The 16,263-nt window shown below is 40.7% G+C and carries 13 protein-coding genes; 4 read left to right on the forward strand and 9 right to left on the reverse strand.

Translation table 11 applies throughout. The features are described 5' to 3' along the window. Position 1: 1 nt before the first annotated feature. The 5 genes from HUN01_RS07795 to HUN01_RS07815 all read right to left on the reverse strand — a co-directional run bounded on the left by HUN01_RS07795 (position 2) and on the right by HUN01_RS07815 (position 4,311). Positions 2–2,230, reverse strand: a complete 2,229-nt coding sequence (locus HUN01_RS07795) for a peptidase domain-containing ABC transporter (RefSeq protein ID WP_181930793.1) — start codon at positions 2,228–2,230, stop codon at positions 2–4. Between the two features lie 97 nt (positions 2,231–2,327). Continuing rightward, positions 2,328–2,516 (reverse strand): hypothetical protein, encoded by a 189-nt coding sequence (locus HUN01_RS07800; protein ID WP_181930794.1) that lies wholly within the window; start codon positions 2,514–2,516, stop codon positions 2,328–2,330. Positions 2,517–2,628: 112 nt separating this feature from the next. Next, entirely contained in the window at positions 2,629–2,817 is a 189-nt protein-coding gene (locus HUN01_RS07805; protein ID WP_181930795.1) for a hypothetical protein, read from the reverse strand. Positions 2,818–2,874: 57 nt separating this feature from the next. Continuing rightward, on the reverse strand, positions 2,875–3,900 hold the full coding sequence (locus HUN01_RS07810) for a radical SAM protein (protein WP_181930796.1): 1,026 nt from the start codon (positions 3,898–3,900) through the stop codon (positions 2,875–2,877). Positions 3,901–4,116: 216 nt separating this feature from the next. Beyond that, positions 4,117–4,311 carry a hypothetical protein gene (locus tag HUN01_RS07815; protein ID WP_181930797.1) on the reverse strand — a complete coding sequence of 65 codons (195 nt, stop codon included), beginning with the start codon at positions 4,309–4,311 and terminating at the stop codon, positions 4,117–4,119. A gap of 224 nt (positions 4,312–4,535) precedes the next feature. Between HUN01_RS07815 and HUN01_RS07820 the strand changes: the two genes are divergently transcribed. From HUN01_RS07820 to HUN01_RS07830, 3 genes are all read left to right on the forward strand, one after another. After that, on the forward strand, positions 4,536–5,717 hold the full coding sequence (locus HUN01_RS07820) for a sigma-70 family RNA polymerase sigma factor (RefSeq protein ID WP_181930798.1): 1,182 nt from the start codon (positions 4,536–4,538) through the stop codon (positions 5,715–5,717). Between the two features lie 4 nt (positions 5,718–5,721). Continuing rightward, positions 5,722–6,879, forward strand: coding sequence for a DUF1822 family protein (locus tag HUN01_RS07825; protein WP_181930799.1), 1,158 nt, complete (start codon positions 5,722–5,724; stop codon positions 6,877–6,879). Positions 6,880–6,947: 68 nt separating this feature from the next. Continuing rightward, the gene (locus tag HUN01_RS07830) at positions 6,948–9,509 is read left to right on the forward strand and encodes a CHAT domain-containing protein (RefSeq protein WP_181930800.1); all 2,562 of its coding nucleotides are present in this window, start codon (positions 6,948–6,950) and stop codon (positions 9,507–9,509) included. 440 nt (positions 9,510–9,949) lie between these two features. Here HUN01_RS07830 and HUN01_RS07835 read toward each other — a convergent pair whose 3' ends face one another. The 3 genes from HUN01_RS07835 to HUN01_RS07845 form a co-directional block, all read right to left on the reverse strand. Continuing rightward, on the reverse strand, positions 9,950–11,593 hold the full coding sequence (locus tag HUN01_RS07835) for an acetolactate synthase large subunit (protein WP_181932606.1): 1,644 nt from the start codon (positions 11,591–11,593) through the stop codon (positions 9,950–9,952). Positions 11,594–11,700: 107 nt separating this feature from the next. After that, on the reverse strand, positions 11,701–13,068 hold the full coding sequence (locus HUN01_RS07840) for an NAD-dependent succinate-semialdehyde dehydrogenase (protein WP_181930801.1): 1,368 nt from the start codon (positions 13,066–13,068) through the stop codon (positions 11,701–11,703). A 301-nt stretch (positions 13,069–13,369) separates the two neighbouring features. Next, entirely contained in the window at positions 13,370–15,010 is a 1,641-nt protein-coding gene (locus HUN01_RS07845) for an adenylate/guanylate cyclase domain-containing protein (protein WP_181930802.1), read from the reverse strand. Between HUN01_RS07845 and HUN01_RS07850 the strand changes: the two genes are divergently transcribed. Further along, positions 15,009–15,263, forward strand: coding sequence for a hypothetical protein (locus HUN01_RS07850; RefSeq protein ID WP_181930803.1), 255 nt, complete (start codon positions 15,009–15,011; stop codon positions 15,261–15,263). The two genes, HUN01_RS07845 and HUN01_RS07850, sit on opposite strands and share 2 nt — an antisense overlap. A 119-nt stretch (positions 15,264–15,382) precedes the next feature. On the opposite strand, the gene HUN01_RS07855 is transcribed toward HUN01_RS07850, so the two are convergent. Then, positions 15,383–16,237, reverse strand: coding sequence for a phytanoyl-CoA dioxygenase family protein (locus tag HUN01_RS07855; RefSeq protein WP_181930804.1), 855 nt, complete (start codon positions 16,235–16,237; stop codon positions 15,383–15,385). Positions 16,238–16,263 lie beyond the last annotated feature (26 nt).

The following is a 16,263-nucleotide window of genomic DNA, read 5'->3' on the forward strand; positions in this document are numbered from 1 at the left end:
ATTAGCGAATGCTAGTTGAGGAACTTCCATTCAGATGAAAGTTGGAAAGATTTTTGGCGAAACCATTGACCTTCGATAAATCAACACCGTCGAGAAAGTCTAAATGCTCGCCAGGTTGATGACACAGAACTTCTGGAGAACCTTGAATTTTCAGTTGTCCTTTTTCCAACATGACAATCCAATCAGCTTGCTGAATGACCTTGGGGCGGTGGCTAATCAAAATAGTGGTTTGACCTTGGCGGTGAGTTAGCAACTGGGTTAAAACTTGGGCTTCACTAACCGGGTCGAGAGCGCCGGTAGATTCATCTAAAATCAGCACTGGCGGGTTATTAACAATCGCTCTCGCAATGGCTAATCTCTGCCGTTGTCCACCAGAAAGATTAGCACCAAATTCTCCTAATACCGTTTGATATTTGTCAGGGAGGTTGCTGATAAACTCGTCAGCCCCAGCAATCTGGCAAGCTTGCACAATCTGCTCAAAGGTAATGTGAGGCGAACCTAAATGGAAGTTTTCCATAATCGACCGACTCCAAAAGTGCGCGTCTTGAGGAACTAGAACCACTTGTTGGCGAAGACAGTCTAGAGAAAGGTCTTCTAGGTTATAAATACCAAAGCGAATATTGCCAGACTGGAGCTGATATAAATCTGCAATTAATTTAGCCAAAGTGCTTTTACCGCAGCCAGATTTGCCAATTAGGGCAATCACCTTGCCACCAGGAATAGTTAGAGAGAAATCTTGCAACAATTCAACTCTACCTGCATGATGAAAGTTGAGGTTAGTACAAGTGATGTCTGCGTTGCTCTGAATTTTTACCCAAGGCTTTTGGCTATTATCTAGAGTTTCTGGGGTAGCGTCAATAACTTCGGTGAGACGTTGGGTAGCAGTTTTGGCACGAGTGAATTCATCAACAAAGTTGATAGTGGTTTCAATAAAGCTAGTAAAGTTGCCATTCATACTATTAAATGCCAGAAGCATCCCAATAGATAATTCCTGACTAATCACTAGAGTGCTGCCAAACCAGAGCAAAGCGATGCTACCGATGCTGGATACTAAGTTTGAGAAGATGCCGTTGACAATACCAATTTGAATAGTACGGAAGGTAAGGTTAGCAAGGCGACTAAATCGACTCTGAAATTCTTCCCAGAATTGCGGAGCGGCGGCAGTAGTTTTTAGGGTGATAGCACCTTTGAAAGTTTCCACCAAAACACCTTGATTTTCGGCTGATAAGACCAAAACACCGCGAATTTTTTGCTGGAGGGTGGGTAAGAAAATTACTGTAGAGAGAGTCATTAAAAGAGCGATCGCACCAGCTAATACTGTGAGTTTTATACTATAAAACAGCATCAAGCTTAAGGAAACTAAGGCGATAAATAACTGGCTAGGCAGATTCACAACAGCTTGAGAAATTAATTGGTTAATTTGTTGAATATCTTCTAGGCGACTGACAATTTCGCCACTGCGACGGGATTCATAGTAACTTAAAGGTAAGCGGAGAATTTGTCGTCCGAATTCAAAAATTAGTCCTAGTTGTAGACGTTGTGCAAAGTGAGCGACGAGATTTGATTGTGCTAGTCGCAGGCTACTGCTAACTAGGTGCATGACAATAACAGCAATGGCAACGCTAGTCAGAAGTTGGGTGTCTCCACGAACTAGCACGTCATCGGTAAGAATTTGTAATAAGAAGGGAGAGGCGAGGGAAAGTAAACCTAAAACCGAGTTGAGTAATAAAGTTTGAGCAAGAATGGCACGATAAGGCCAAACACGCCGCAAAAAGCCTCCAAAACCACCAATTTTTTCTTGTTCATCTTCTTGAGTAAAAAAGCGGACTGGATCTGGTTCTAGGAGGAGCATTACCCCGTTTGTCCATGCTTCTAAAAACCACTTTTTTTCCAGATAACGGATGCCTGAACCAGGGTCGGCAACGACGTATTTATTGCCCTGTTTTCCATATAAAACTACCCAATGATAACCTTTCCAATGGATGATTGCTGGGAGAGGAATGGCTTTTTTATTAATGGCTTCTAGAGGTACTTTTACTGCCCGTGTATTGAAACCAAGGGCTTCAGCTCCTCGTTTCAAACCTAGTAAAGTGGTTCCTTGTTGTCCGGTTCCTACAGTTTCTCTAATACGATTAATGGTGAAGGTTTTGCCGTAATATTTGCTAATCGTTGCTAGACTGGCAGCACCACAGTCTTCCTCACTATGTTGTTTAACAATTTGATAACTCATTTTATCTATCAGAGAGGAGGAAATAAAGCCCAGTTAAAAGCCTGGGCTTAATGGAGTAACTCAAAATTTGATTTACAGTTTTTCGCTAGGAAATATTCTAGTCACCAACAACTGCATCATATACTTCGTAAGCTGCTAAAGCAATTGTCGTTTTGTTTTTCCAAGCCCATTTAGCACCTTTGATAATTCCCCCAACAATTCCTCCGCCTTGAATCATTTCCTGCTCTGCTAAAGTTAGTTCTTCGATTGCAAAATCAGATGAGGTCATTACGTTGTAATTAGACATGATTATTTCCCTTGTTTTTATGAGGTGAGCTAGATTTATTTTTTTGGTAATTCTAGAGCTAATTCGATAGTTAGTTAATTAAAACTACTAATCAATTAGAATTAGCTATGAGCTATTTATCTAATGCTGCTTGAACGGCCTTATACCCTGCTATAGCAGCACCTATTCCAGCAGCAGTGATTGCTCCAATAGCCTTGACAGCAAACTTAATTGCTCCGCCGCCTTGAATCATTTCCTGTTCTGTTAAAGTTAGTTCTTCGATTGTAAAATTTTCAGCGTTGATGACATTATACTTAGACATAATTTTCTCCTAATTTAGTGTTGGTTGAAAGATGTATTTTTGACTTTGTGTTCGTTTCTATGAAGCAAGAACAGGGATGTCAAATTTTTCTGCATGGCGCACCATTGCTTCATGCCAGTTAATCACCGGAAATTCAGTAGGAATTGTCTCTTTTTCGTAAACTTGCTGGCACAGTTTTATAAAATCAGATGATTTTTCTCGATACCATTGATGAGCAAGTTCAGTTAATGATGCTTCCTTCAAATTTCCTAAAGCGTATTTTCTGGCAAATCCATGTTGAACAGGAATGAGCATACCATCTGCTTCAATAATCAGTGGCGAAACAATTTCTGCTAGAGAAAAATCATCTTGATCCTTGGATATACTATCCACAAAAAAGCTGCTGGGATTTAAACGCAAGGCTTCTTGGTGAACTAAATCAATTTGAACATAAAGTTGATCGCCTAACTTTTTACGAAGCTTCATAACTTCTAAATAAACATAGGCTGAGATGCTTGCACTTGGTGTCATTCCAGCTAAATTTTGTTTGGCACGTCCTACCGCTTCTAAAGGATGAATCTGTAATAATGAAGCTCCTTGTTCTAAGGCAAAATTAGCTACCCAGTCTAAATGACGAAAGTTTTCATGGCTGATGGTGAAAATAAACCCAAAAGGAATGCCAGATTGACGAATCCCTTCTAGTCTTCCATTCATCATCTCGAAAGCCTGTTTATTTCCTCTCATTTGATTATGAAAGTCAGGCATCCCATCTAAACTAATAGCTAGAATATCAAGCACACCCTTAAACTTTTCAATTGTTTGCTCGTTTATGAGCATTCCATTGGAAGCAATGGCTGTGTTCATTTTGCACTGATGAGCATGGTTGAGTAGCTCTAACAAAGGTTGATAGAGAATAGGCTCACCACCAGAAAAACTGACGGTTTTATATCCTTCCATACTGGCATCGGTGATTGCCTGTCGCAGAAGTGCAACATCGAGTTGATCTTTTTCGTTAGGACTAGAAGCCGAATAACAGTGGAGACAGCGTAAATTACACCGCCTAGTTGGATGAATTTGTAAAATAGGATTTGTATTTAGTGTCATCTCACGCTACTCCAATAACTTAAAAAGAAACAAAACCTGGTTTAACTCCGAAAGTTCAGCATCATAAATATGTTCAATAGCTTGAATTACAATACGGTTCGGTTAACCAAAAATCTCAACTTTTAGAATTATCAAGCTTTGATAATTACATTCTAGTTTTGAGAATAATGTCAATTATCAACTTTATCCGAACCGTATTAGTTTGAATCAGACTATTTATTTACTAAATTTCTTGAAGTCCGGAGCGACAATGCCGATAGTCGGAGGCCAGACAATACCGATGGTGGGAGGGAATAGAATAGTGAATTTTCTAACAACATCATTTGGAAGTGCCTGAAATCCACCTTTAACATTTTCTAATTCTTCAGGGGTTAATTCTTGCAATAATTTGTTTTCGTTAAGATTATCCATCTTGTCTTTTTCCTTGATTTAAGTGATGTTTTTCAGAAACAAACCTTGGCTTTCAGAAATTTAACTGTGCTTTGGTCGCTCTGTACCTCTCTACGATGGCTTTGAATGTTTATGCAACCTAGTGGGAAAATTTTTTACAAAATCTGGAAAATGCCTGGAATGTTGTGTATTACAATTAGTTAGCAATTTGTCAACTTTAAATTTTCTATACCCACAAAGTTTTTATGCAACCCCGACAGGGCATTATTGAAATCTTCTCGACCTTTGTGCAGTTTGATGCAGATAGGTTCAATGTTTGGGCAACAGATAGCAAACTACAGCGAAGTATCAAAAAATGCTTAGAACAATACCCGCAACAGACATCTGAGAGTTTTTGGGTGCTTTACTGGTACAAAATCTGGCAAATAGAATCTAGCCCTCTAGCAGTGGGGCATATTTCGGCTTATTTGCAAGAGGTATGCTACTGGGCTGCTAGAAAAATAGCCGTAAACTTTATCAGTCAATTTTCTATTGCTGATTGTTTTCAGATTGCCATTCCCTGCATTTATAAAATTCTCAAAAATTTTAATCCTGAATACAGTACAAATTTAAAAACCTATGCAGAATATGCTTTTGAACGTTTCCTCAAAGATTCATTACGTCTAAGAAAGGAAGCAGATATATGCACAGATTGGGCGTTACTGCATAAAATTAGCCGGAAGCGGTTGGTAAATTCCTTAGAAAATGCGGGTCTTAATAGTCAAATTATCAATAATTACGTTTTAGCTTGGGAATGTTTTAAGGAACTCTACACCAGTGACAGCCAAACTATTCGTCAGTTGGGAAAACCTAATACCATCACATGGCAAGCTATTACTCAGCTTTACAATAGACAAACCTTGAGCCAATTGACTCCAGAAACTTTGGAAAAATGGCTGAGTACCTGCGCTAAAGCGGTACGAGACTTTCTTTACCCCAAGTTTGTGTCTGTAGATGCTCCCATTAATGGGCAAGAATCAGGTAATTTATTAGATATATTACCCGCAGATTTACCAGCATCCTTACTTACCGAAATCATCGCCGAAGAAGAATCCACAACTAGACAAACACAGCAAGACCAATTAAATCAAGTTTTGATGGATGCTTTAGCAGCATTGGATATTCAGGCTCAAAAATTAATCCAAGCTTATTATGAGCAAAAGTTGACTCAACAACAAATAGCTGAACAGCTAGAAATGAAGCAATATACAGTCTCTCGCCGCCTTACCAGCATCAAACGCTCATTAATCACTACTCTATCGCAGTGGAGTATCGATAGTTTGCATATCTCCCCTACACCCGTCGTACTGGATGCCATTAGTAAAAGTCTAGAAGAATGGCTTAACAATTACTATACCCACCCCCACCTTAAAAGTAGAACCTCTTGAGATTATGTTTGATGCTTCCCTTGCTTTCGCTGTTGATAATGATTTGGTGCTAGAAATGATTCAGACATTGCCAAATATAGAATATAACTACTCTACCTCTGGTGGTTATCAGCGTGCTTGGCTCAATCAAATCTGTTTGAGTACATTTTTAGCTTGGTTGCAAGAGGAAATTACACCCAATATTAAAGTGCATCCCAACACAGCAGCCTTACCGAGTTTTTGGGAAGTAGTTAATGGTACAGCTATAAGTTTTGATAACTCTCGTTTGGTTTTACTTCCTACCTTAGCGATGGATGGGGATGAGTTGCGTGTACCTCAAGAATGGGTAGATATTCCAGAATGGGTGGCGGATTATTACTTAGCGGTGCAAGTAAATCCTGATGAGGAGTGGATTAGAATTTTGGGCTATACAACTCATCAACAATTAAAAACTTTAGGGGTTTATGATGAGAGCGATCGCACTTACAGTTTAGAATCTGATCATTTAATCGCAGACTTGAATGTACTTTGGGTAACTCGCCAATTGTATCCGGAAGAAATCAGACGTGCATCGGTTCCTTCCCTACCACTTTTACCCCAAACCCAAGCAGCCAATTTACTCCAAAGATTAAGTAACGCAGATATCAAATTCCCCCGCTTAGAAATCCCTTTTTCCCTTTGGGGAGCATTAATCGCTCATGGCGGTTGGCGACAACGCTTGTATGAATTACGTCAAGGAATTGTCCAACCAGCATCAATCGGGGAATGGCTGCAAGCAGGTGTATCAAATTTTGCTCAACAACTCGGCTGGGAACGACGACAATTTACAGCCTTACCTTCAGGGATGAGGAGTCTAGAAAGCCAAGGGTCTATTCTCGGTTTATCTCGACAAATATTAGTAGCTGGTAATACTTATGAATTACGAGTTTTCCCCAAAAGCAACCCAGAAGAACAAATTTGGCGCTTTGAATTACGCAATACAAACCCAGAAAATATGATTCCTGTAGGGTTTCAACTCAGACTGCTGACGGAAGACTTACAGCCATTTCCTAATAATGAAGATATAGCAGCAACGCCTGTAGAAGAATTGTATGTGGAGGTGATGTTAGAACCCGGTGAAGGGTTAGTTTGGGAAGTCACACCTTTACCAGCAGAATATGAGCGCGAAATTTTACGTTTTTAGTTGCAAGGGGCTTGTTCTGTGTGACTCCGTGGTTTAATTAACGACGGAGGTATGGAGACACAAAAAAAGTGAAGAAGATTATTAATTTTTGTTTACTATTTGTGTTAACTGTACTCTTATGTGTTGTGCTGAGTCCAGCGATCGCAAACATTTCGCAAACGAAGATAATTAATCAAGATTCACAATCACAAATTGTCGAAAGCCAAACATTATATGAAAGTGGTAGATTTACTGAGGCGGTGCAAGTTTTACGGCAAGCAGTCCAAGCATATCAACAGCAAGGAGATACTTTAAAACAATCTGTAGCTTTGAGTAATCTATCTCTGGCTTATCAACAACTTGGTGATTGGCAACAAGCTCAAATTGCTATTACCAATAGTTTAGATTTACAAGGCTTTCAACCACAAGGTACAACTAATAAAAATTTAGCAGTTTTAGCTCAAACTTTAGATATTCAAGGACGCTTACAACTCTTGACAGGTAAGCCAGAAGTAGCTCTTACTACTTGGGAACAGACTGAAGATATTTACACCAAGCTGGGAGATAAAAACGGTATTGCTTTGGCACTAATTTATCAAGCTCAAGCATTGAGAAATCGAGGGTTTAATCAGCAAGCTATTAAAAGACTAGAACAGGTAAATCAAACCTTAGCATCTCAAGGTGATTCTTTAGCAAAGGCAGCAGTTTTACTTTCCCTTGGTGATACATTAGAAAATGTAGGGGAATCAGAAAAATCTCGGCTGACTTTAGAACAAAGTTTAGCAATTTATCAAAATTTAAAGTTACCAGAAAATATTGCTTCAAGTCTGCTTAGTTTAGGTAATAATGCTCGGAATCAACAAAAAATTCCCCAAGCGATCGCATTTTATCAACAAACATTTGATACATCACCTTCACCCCTCACAAAAATTCAAGCAAAACTCAATCATCTCAATTTACTAATTGAGGAAAAACAATTCACAGCAACACAAACCTTAATTCCAGAAATTCAATCTCTACTTGCACAACTTCCACCCTCACGCCCATCGATTTACGCCCGAATTAACTTTGCTCACAGTTTGTCTATTTTAAATACTCCCAAATCCCAAATTGCTCAACTCCTGGCTACAGCTATACAACAAGCCCGGAGTTTGGATGATATCCGGGCCGAAGCCTATGCTTTAGGGAATTTGGGTAATTTGTATGAAAAAACCCAACAATTTGCTGAGGCTATTAACCTCACACAACAGGCTTTGATATTGGCGCAAACCAGCAACGCACCAGAAATTACTTATTTGTGGCAATGGCAAATGGGTAGATTATTAAAAGCCCAAGGTAATTTTACCGGAGCGATCGCAGCTTATGATGCAACTGTAGAAACATTAGAGTCACTGCGTACTGACTTAGTAGCAGTTAATCAGGATATACAGTTTAATTTCCGAGATAATGTAGAGCCAGTTTATCGTGAGTCGGTGGTTTTGCTGCTGCAAAATTCTGGAGAAAAACCCGACATTAAAACATTAGATAAAGCTAGAACACGTATAGAGGCGTTACAGTTAGCAGAATTGGATAACTTTTTCCGAGAAGCTTGTTTAGAAGGACAAAAGGTAGTTTTAGATCAAGTAGTAGACAAAGAAAATCCCAACACTGCCATACTCTATCCAATTATTCTGCCAGAACAACTGCAAGTAATTGTTAAAATTCCTCAGCAACCACTGCGCCATTATACAGTTAACAAATCCCAGGTTGAAGTTGAGCGTACCTTGGCAGAAATGCGGGAATATATTTTAGAACCTGATAGAACGGAAGAAGTACGAACCCTTTCCCAAGAAGTCTATAACTGGTTAATTAAACCTATTGAATCTGATTTAGCTACAAGTAAAGTTAATACTTTGGTATTCGTGCTAGATGGAGCCTTAAAAAATATACCCTTAGCTGCTCTTTACGACGGAGAGAAATATTTAGTAGAAAAATACGCTGTTGCTCTCAGTTTAGGGCTTCAGCTATTAGCACCCAGACCTCTCGCTCAAACACCATTGACAGTACTTGCTGCTGGTTTAGTGCAACCCCCGGCGGAGTTCCCAAAATTCTCACCCTTACCAGGAGTCAAGTTAGAATTCGACCTCATTTCTCAAACCGGAGCATCTACCACAAAATTACTAGATAAAGATTTTACCACTAGCACTCTAGAAAAAAATGTAAATACTATTCCTTTTAATGTCTTACATTTGGCAACTCACGGACAATTTAGTTCTCGCCCGGAAGATACTTTCATTTTAGCCAATGATGGTTCTATCAATGTTTTACAGTTCGATAACTTACTCCGCAGTCAGAGTGACACTAGTAGCCAAATTTTAGAATTATTAGTTTTGAGTGCTTGTCAGACTGCCACAGGTGACAACCGTGCTACATTAGGTTTGGCAGGCGCAGCGATCAAAGCAGGCGCACGTAGTACAGTCGCTTCACTGTGGCATATCAATGATCAATCTACTGCCATTTTAATTGGTGAATTTTACAACGAATTAGTCAATAGTAAAGTGACTAAAGCAGAAGCATTGCGTCGCGCTCAAGTAAAATTATTAACCAAGTATCCTAATTATAGTCGCCCTGGTTACTGGGCTGCCTATGTATTAGTTGGTAATTGGTTTTAATTTTAACTTTTGACTTGCGGTACTAGCTGGTTCCTAGCCTGTGGGCTGGGAACCGATTCTGAGAGGCTCCGCCTCTAGTGGTTTGACCAGAGGCAGCAAGCAGACCATTGGTGTCAACTTAAGCTAAAACCCTTTTCAAATCTCGTTTCCAGGCTCTGCCTGGAAATGCACTTCAATTGCGGCTCTGCCGCAAGTCTAGAGGCGGAGCCTCAACGACGGGCATTCCCAGTCGGAGACTGGGAACGAGACATATCTAAAAGCTTGTTCTAAGATGGCTTTCACGCTAAGTTGACACCAATGCAAGCACCCTCTCGGAATTCGTTCCCAGCCTCCAGGCTGGGAACGAGGCAAAAATTGAGTAATTTCTGGAACCTGCTCGATTCAAAGAAGCGGTGGAGATTTGCTATTTAGCGATAAGCAAAACACTAACTCCTAACTTTTCACAGTTTACAACTCAACTCGCCGGCTTTTTGGCTAAAGCGGTGATTTTCACGATAGTCTACGGGACAATCTATCACCGCAGGTACATCTTGAGCGAGGGCTTCTTTCAGAGTGGGAATCAAATCTAAAGCTGATTCAACTCGGTAGCCTTTTAAACCCATACTTTCGGCGAATTTGACAAAATCAGGATTGCTAAAATGCACAAAAGATGAGTTTCCTTTGCCAAATTGATTTTCTTGCTTCCACTCAATTAACCCATAGCCACCATCATTGAAAATGATAGTGACAAAGGGCGTACCGACACGCAAAGCTGTTTCTAATTCCTGAGAATTCATCATAAACCCGCCATCGCCTGTAACAGCAACTACTTTCCGGTTGGGATGAACCAGTTTTGCTGCTAAAGCGCCAGGAATGGCAATACCCATAGCTGCGAAGCCGTTGGAAATTATGCAAGTATTGGGGCTATGGCAATGATAATGACGAGCCATCCACATTTTATGTGCGCCAACATCAGAGATGACAATATCATCTGGGCCCATCACTTGCCGTAAGTCATAAATTAACTTTTGCGGCTTAATTGGAAATCCATCATCATGGGCGTATTGTTCGTAATCAGCCCGAATTTCTGACCTTAAGCTAATGGCAAAAGGATCGGGTTTACCTTGTCGGTCTGCTAATTTTAAAATTTCATAAAGGGAATCTGAAATATCCCCCACTACTTCGGCGTTGGGAATATAACTACTATCAATTTCCGCCGGACTTACCCCAATATGCACAATGGGAATTTCACCATTTCGATTCCATTTCTTCGGGGAAAACTCAATCAAATCATAGCCGATCGCAATTACTAAATCTGTGTTATCAAACCCACAAGTAATATAATCTCTTTGCTGCAATCCTACTGACCACAAAGCTAATTGATGTGTGTAGGGAATAATCCCTTTACCCATGAAGGTATTGACAACAGGTATATTCAGCAAAGTGGCAAATTGCGTAACTGCATCACTTGCATGAGCGCGAATTGCCCCATTTCCTACTAAGATTAACGGGTTAACTGCTTGGGAAATTGCAGCGGCGGCTGCCCGAATGCTAGCAAAAGATGCATAAGTTTTTTCGCTATTATCCTTACGCAAAGGTTTGCCTTCTACAGGCATGGCGGCAATATTTTCTGGTAAATCGATGTGAACTGCACCAGGTTTTTCCGATTGCGATCGCTTAAATGCTTTCCGCACTACTTCTGGTGTAATACTCGGTCGCACAATCTGCTTATTCCACTTGGTAACAGGTGCAAACATTGCCACCAAATCTAAATATTGATGGGATTCAATATGCATTCTATCTGTTCCAACTTGACCGGTAATCGCCACTAAAGGCGCACCATCGAGGTTAGCATCTGCTACCCCAGTCATCAAGTTGGTTGCTCCAGGCCCAAGAGTAGAAAGACACACTCCGGCTTTTCCGGTTAAGCGTCCGTAGACATCGGCCATGAATGCTGCACCCTGTTCATGACGAGTCGTAATAAATTTAATGGAAGAATGTTTTAGCGCTTCCAAAACGTGCAGGTTTTCTTCGCCAGGGAGTCCAAAAATATATTGTACTCCTTCATTTTCTAGGCACTGCACCAATAATTCTGCTGTATTCATTTTATTTTCCGACAACTCTATTAACGAATAAGACTTTTGTTCTTTGTCATTAGTCATTTGTCATTTGTCCTTTGTCCTTTGACCAATGACTAATGACCAATGACTAATCATTTAACCCACACGGTTTTGACATTGACAAACTCATGTATACCTTGGATACTCAATTCTCTGCCATATCCAGAACGCTTAATACCACCAAAGGGCAATCGGGGATCGGATTTGACCATACTGTTGATAAACACGGCACCTGCTTCGATTTCCTCAACCAAGCGATCGCTCTCTTGGCTATTGGTTGTCCAAGCACTCGCACCTAAGCCAAAGGGTGAGTCATTAGCAAGTTTAATGGCAGCATCGATATCTGGAACCCGGAATAGCAAAGCTACTGGGCCAAAAAATTCTTCTTTTGCAATTGGTGTGTCAGACGGGATATCTATGATAATCGTTGGCGGATAAAAGTTCCCTGGACGATCTGATAAAGGATGTCCACCGGTGAGGACTTTACCACCCCTGCTGATGGCACTTTGCACTTGTTGGTTTAAATCCTGGAGAATACCAGGTGTAGCCAGTGGGCCTAAATCGGTATCTGGTTGCATGGGATCGCCTACTTTCAGCGTCTCAAATTTTTCTAAAAGCAATTTTTCAAATTTGTCTGCGATCGCTTCTGCGACAATAAAACGTTTTGCTGCAATACATGATTGCCCGTTATTCAACATCCGCGCTGTAGTAGCTGTGACAACTGCTGTCTCTAAGTCAGCACTTTCTAACACAATAAACGGGTCACTTCCTCCCAATTCCAAAACTGTTTTTTTGATTTGTTTGCCGGCGGCGACGGCGAGGGATATGCCTGCTGGTTCGCTTCCTGTCAAGGTGGCAGCTTTTACCCGTTCATCAGCCATTAAATCGGCAACTTTAGCAGCGCCGATTAACAGAGTTTGAAACGCACCTTCAGGAAAACCTGCACGTCGGATAATATCTTCAATTGCCAAGGCGCACTGCGGCACATTGGAAGCGTGTTTGAGTAAGCCGACATTCCCCGCCATTAGTGCCGGTGCGGCAAAACGAAAAACTTGCCAAAAGGGGAAATTCCACGGCATCACCGCGAGGATTGCACCCATTGGTTGATAACGTACAAAACTCTGGCTGGCATCAGTTTTTACACTGACATCAGCTAGAAAACTAGGGGCGTGTTCGGCATAGTAGCGACAGACGACGGCGCATTTTTCGACTTCCGCGATCGCAGCTTTAAATGGCTTACCCATTTCCAGAGTCATCAACTTAGCAAATTCTGCTTTGTCTTGCTCTAAAATATCAGCAGCTTTTTGCAGCCAGTGCGATCGTTGAGAGAAACTAGTCTGACGATACTGTTCAAAAGCCTGATTAGCCAAATCGAGTTTAGCGGCAATTTCTGCATCATTGAGCGCCTCAAAGGTTTTCAGCGTCTCCCCAGTGGCGGGATTAATAGTGGCGATCGCCATTACCTGACCTCCCGTTAAAAAATAGCTTGACTGTTGGCTTCCTAGTGTTACACAGATCAATTCTGGAAGCTACACCCAAATTTTAGACTTTTAACCAAAAATTAGTTGCTGAATATTACAATCTCGCAATTATTTTGGAAATAAAATATACAACTTGACTATGTATTTATGTTGATAAATTTGTCATTAGTTATTAGTCCTTTGTTAGGGCGCCAGCGGCAAAACTCAGTAAAAGCGCCCAATGACAAATGACCAATGACAAATGACCAATGACAAATAACTAATGACCAATGACAAATAACTAATGACCAATCATTGTTGGTACTGGCTGCAAATTTGTCTGGTAAACCTTTACTAATCGATCAATGCCCTTGAAACGATAATCTCCCATTTCCTGGAAGTCTGAGGGTTGTGAAAGCATTTTATGGGTGGCTTCACTAATCACGCATTCACTAGGGGGACAAACTGCTTCCATACGAGCCGCAAGATTAATTGTCGCGCCTAATGCCGTATAGTCTACCCTTTGGGAACTACCGACATCTCCCACAACAGCCTTACCGCTATTAATCGCAATACGTAATTGCAGGGGTTCGTGCCAAAAACCATTGGCATTAAGATGTTCGAGACGAGTGAGCATTCCCTTTGCAGCAGTAACAGCGCGATCGGCGTGATCTAGTTGTGGTTCGGGAGCGCCAAAAAATGCCATGATACAATCGCCAATATACTTATCTAAAGTGCCGCCGCAAGTAAAAACTTCTTTGAGCATTTCTTCAAATAAATTATTTAATAATTTAGCGATCGCAGTTGGTGTTAACCGTTCAGAAATTGCCGTAAAGCCAACCAAATCTGCAAACAAAATACTGATTTCACTCTCGGCGGGAGCTAAACGACCACCCGGTAATCCGCCTACAGAGATTAACTGTTGTACAACTGCGGGAGAATGATAGCGTTCTAGTCGGTGACGAATCATCTCTTCAGTTTTGAGTTTCTCTACCAGTAGCCAACGCTGCACGCTCGAAGCCACAAGGTTTGCTAAAGCTGAAAAAAAGCTGAGTTCTTCTTCACCTTCATTTGCCCAATGGTAAGAAGAAAGATTGGCGTCGGCATACAGTACGCCCACAACTTTATTTTCATCCCATAAAGGCACTGCCATCGCGCTGCGAATGCCTTTGACCAAAATACTCTGTTCACTAGCAAACCGTTCATCTTGATGAGTATCGGCGGTTTGAATGACGACTTTTTCTTCAAATACCTTTTGACAAATACTCCGACTAATCCAACTACCATCAGAGGCGAGATTTTTTTGTTGGGAAGCGTTTCTAGTGGCAGCATTTACTAATTCCAACTGGCCGCAACCATTGACATCAATTAATAATGCCAAGCGATCGATACTATCAAGATAACGAAAAACTACTTGCTGCACCTGAGAAAAAATTTCTTCTATAGACGCCGCCGCACAGAGATTTTTCGCTATGTCCACTAAGTCTTTGAGACGGGCAATAGTTTTGTCTTTATTGTTGATGTTGCCATCTTTGCTATCAGCGGCGATCCATTGCTGTTGTAATTGTTCAACATTGTGAAGAATTGTTCTTTGCTCATTATTATCCGATGTTCCGAGATATTCAGGCGTCGGTTGAAAAACAGGGCTTGTCAGCAGCACTACCAGGCTAACATTGCCCAGCCAAATGATATCGCCGTGATGTAACTCTTGGGGAAAGTTAACAAGATATTTATTGACTTGCGTCCCGTTTTTGCTGCCCAGATCCTCAATAGTCCACACACCGTCAGCCGTTTTCACCAGGCGAGCATGGTTGCGGGATACTCCAGCAAAAGGTAAGTACAAGTTACATTCCGGCAAACGACCAATTGTAAATATATCTTGGTCAACTGCGATCGTTGTCTCGGTATCTCCCTCTTGTAGGCGTAACGTGAGTTCAGTCATGAGTGTGATAGATCCATTGAGGCTAGAGGTGCAAAGCTGTGAGGTAAGTTATACCCTACAGGTTAACCTTCACCTTTTCTTTATGACACTGTTAACTGCATTCCGACAACTGTATGTGACAGATATTACATTGAATGAGGCAATTTTGCTGGAGGTTCAGTTCAGAGTGTTTGAATCCTTTGGTGAAGAGGAGCCACCAAATTTTCAATTTTGCCAGCCAGACCAGCGCGGTGAGTTCTCCTGCCTTTCTTGATAAAACCCTCAGAAAGGGAGCACATCTATCATTGGTATCAACTTAAGCCAAAACCCAGCTATCATCTAAGATTGATTGTGATTTGAGCAGAAAGGCTGCATAGTTTTGCCCTATCTATTTTAAAGCTTGATGCGAGAAAACTGCGATAACGCATTACGCGCGAGAGGAGTGACTGGTCGATAATCTTTACTCACAAGAAAATCTGGTCGGGGATTTTGAACTGGTAAGGGAATATTTTCAATACTATTATAAGTAATAATCACAGTAGAACGCCCAAACGGAGAGATATTATTTGATGAGGCATGTACAATATTGCTATCAAAAAATAATACGGAGCCAGCTACAGCTTTTATAAAAGTAATTCCATACTTTGATACTAAATCAACAACTAATTCCTGGCTCAAAGAATACTTCAAATTAGCACTAAAACTTGATACCCATGCAGGGTTATCACCAGAACTATTAGTATTTGTATTTTTCACTCTAGGATTATCAGCCGTAATATCAATCATCTCTTCTTTGTGGGAACCAGGGATAAGAAATAGCGGCCCATTAAACTCGTTCATATCATCTAATAGACACATAGCATTGACTACTTGTGGTCTTTGCATTCCATCCTCCTTACGCCAATAGATATAGTCTTGATGCCATTTCCAAATATCACCAGTAAATGCTGCCTTAAGATTTACTTTGAATTGATATATATATACTTGATTGCCAACTATTTGCATAGCAGGCTCAACAATGAATGGATGTCGTGTTAGGCAATTGAAAACATCATTGTTACTATGTGAACCGTGAAGTGAACGTATAGTCTTACCATCTTTCTCAAGAATCTTCTTTGGTGAGTTCTCTGTAGATAAAGCAGATAATTCTGCTTTCATAATTTCGACTTCAGTCCGAGAAAAGTATTCTGATAACAAAAGAAATCCTTTATTTTTGTAGATTGATAATTGTTCTTCTGTTAGATACATATTAAACCCTTTGATCTGTGAACAAT

The organism is Nostoc edaphicum CCNP1411 (assembly GCF_014023275.1).
Classification (GTDB): domain Bacteria; phylum Cyanobacteriota; class Cyanobacteriia; order Cyanobacteriales; family Nostocaceae; genus Nostoc; species Nostoc edaphicum_A.

Excerpts from the sequence above, each read along its gene's own strand:
- HUN01_RS07795 (WP_181930793.1), bottom strand. The coding sequence starts at position 2,230 with ATGAGTTATCAAATTGTTAAACAACATAGTGAGGAAGACTGTGGTGCT.
- HUN01_RS07800 (WP_181930794.1), bottom strand. The coding sequence starts at position 2,516 with ATGTCTAATTACAACGTAATGACCTCATCTGATTTTGCAATCGAAGAA.
- HUN01_RS07805 (WP_181930795.1), bottom strand. The coding sequence starts at position 2,817 with ATGTCTAAGTATAATGTCATCAACGCTGAAAATTTTACAATCGAAGAA.
- HUN01_RS07810 (WP_181930796.1), bottom strand. The coding sequence starts at position 3,900 with ATGACACTAAATACAAATCCTATTTTACAAATTCATCCAACTAGGCGG.
- HUN01_RS07815 (WP_181930797.1), bottom strand. The coding sequence starts at position 4,311 with ATGGATAATCTTAACGAAAACAAATTATTGCAAGAATTAACCCCTGAA.
- HUN01_RS07820 (WP_181930798.1), top strand. The coding sequence starts at position 4,536 with ATGCAACCCCGACAGGGCATTATTGAAATCTTCTCGACCTTTGTGCAG.
- HUN01_RS07825 (WP_181930799.1), top strand. The coding sequence starts at position 5,722 with ATGTTTGATGCTTCCCTTGCTTTCGCTGTTGATAATGATTTGGTGCTA.
- HUN01_RS07835 (WP_181932606.1), bottom strand. The coding sequence starts at position 11,593 with ATGAATACAGCAGAATTATTGGTGCAGTGCCTAGAAAATGAAGGAGTA.
- HUN01_RS07840 (WP_181930801.1), bottom strand. The coding sequence starts at position 13,068 with ATGGCGATCGCCACTATTAATCCCGCCACTGGGGAGACGCTGAAAACC.
- HUN01_RS07850 (WP_181930803.1), top strand. The coding sequence starts at position 15,009 with ATGAGTGTGATAGATCCATTGAGGCTAGAGGTGCAAAGCTGTGAGGTA.
- HUN01_RS07845 (WP_181930802.1), bottom strand. The coding sequence starts at position 15,010 with ATGACTGAACTCACGTTACGCCTACAAGAGGGAGATACCGAGACAACG.
- HUN01_RS07855 (WP_181930804.1), bottom strand. The coding sequence starts at position 16,237 with ATGTATCTAACAGAAGAACAATTATCAATCTACAAAAATAAAGGATTT.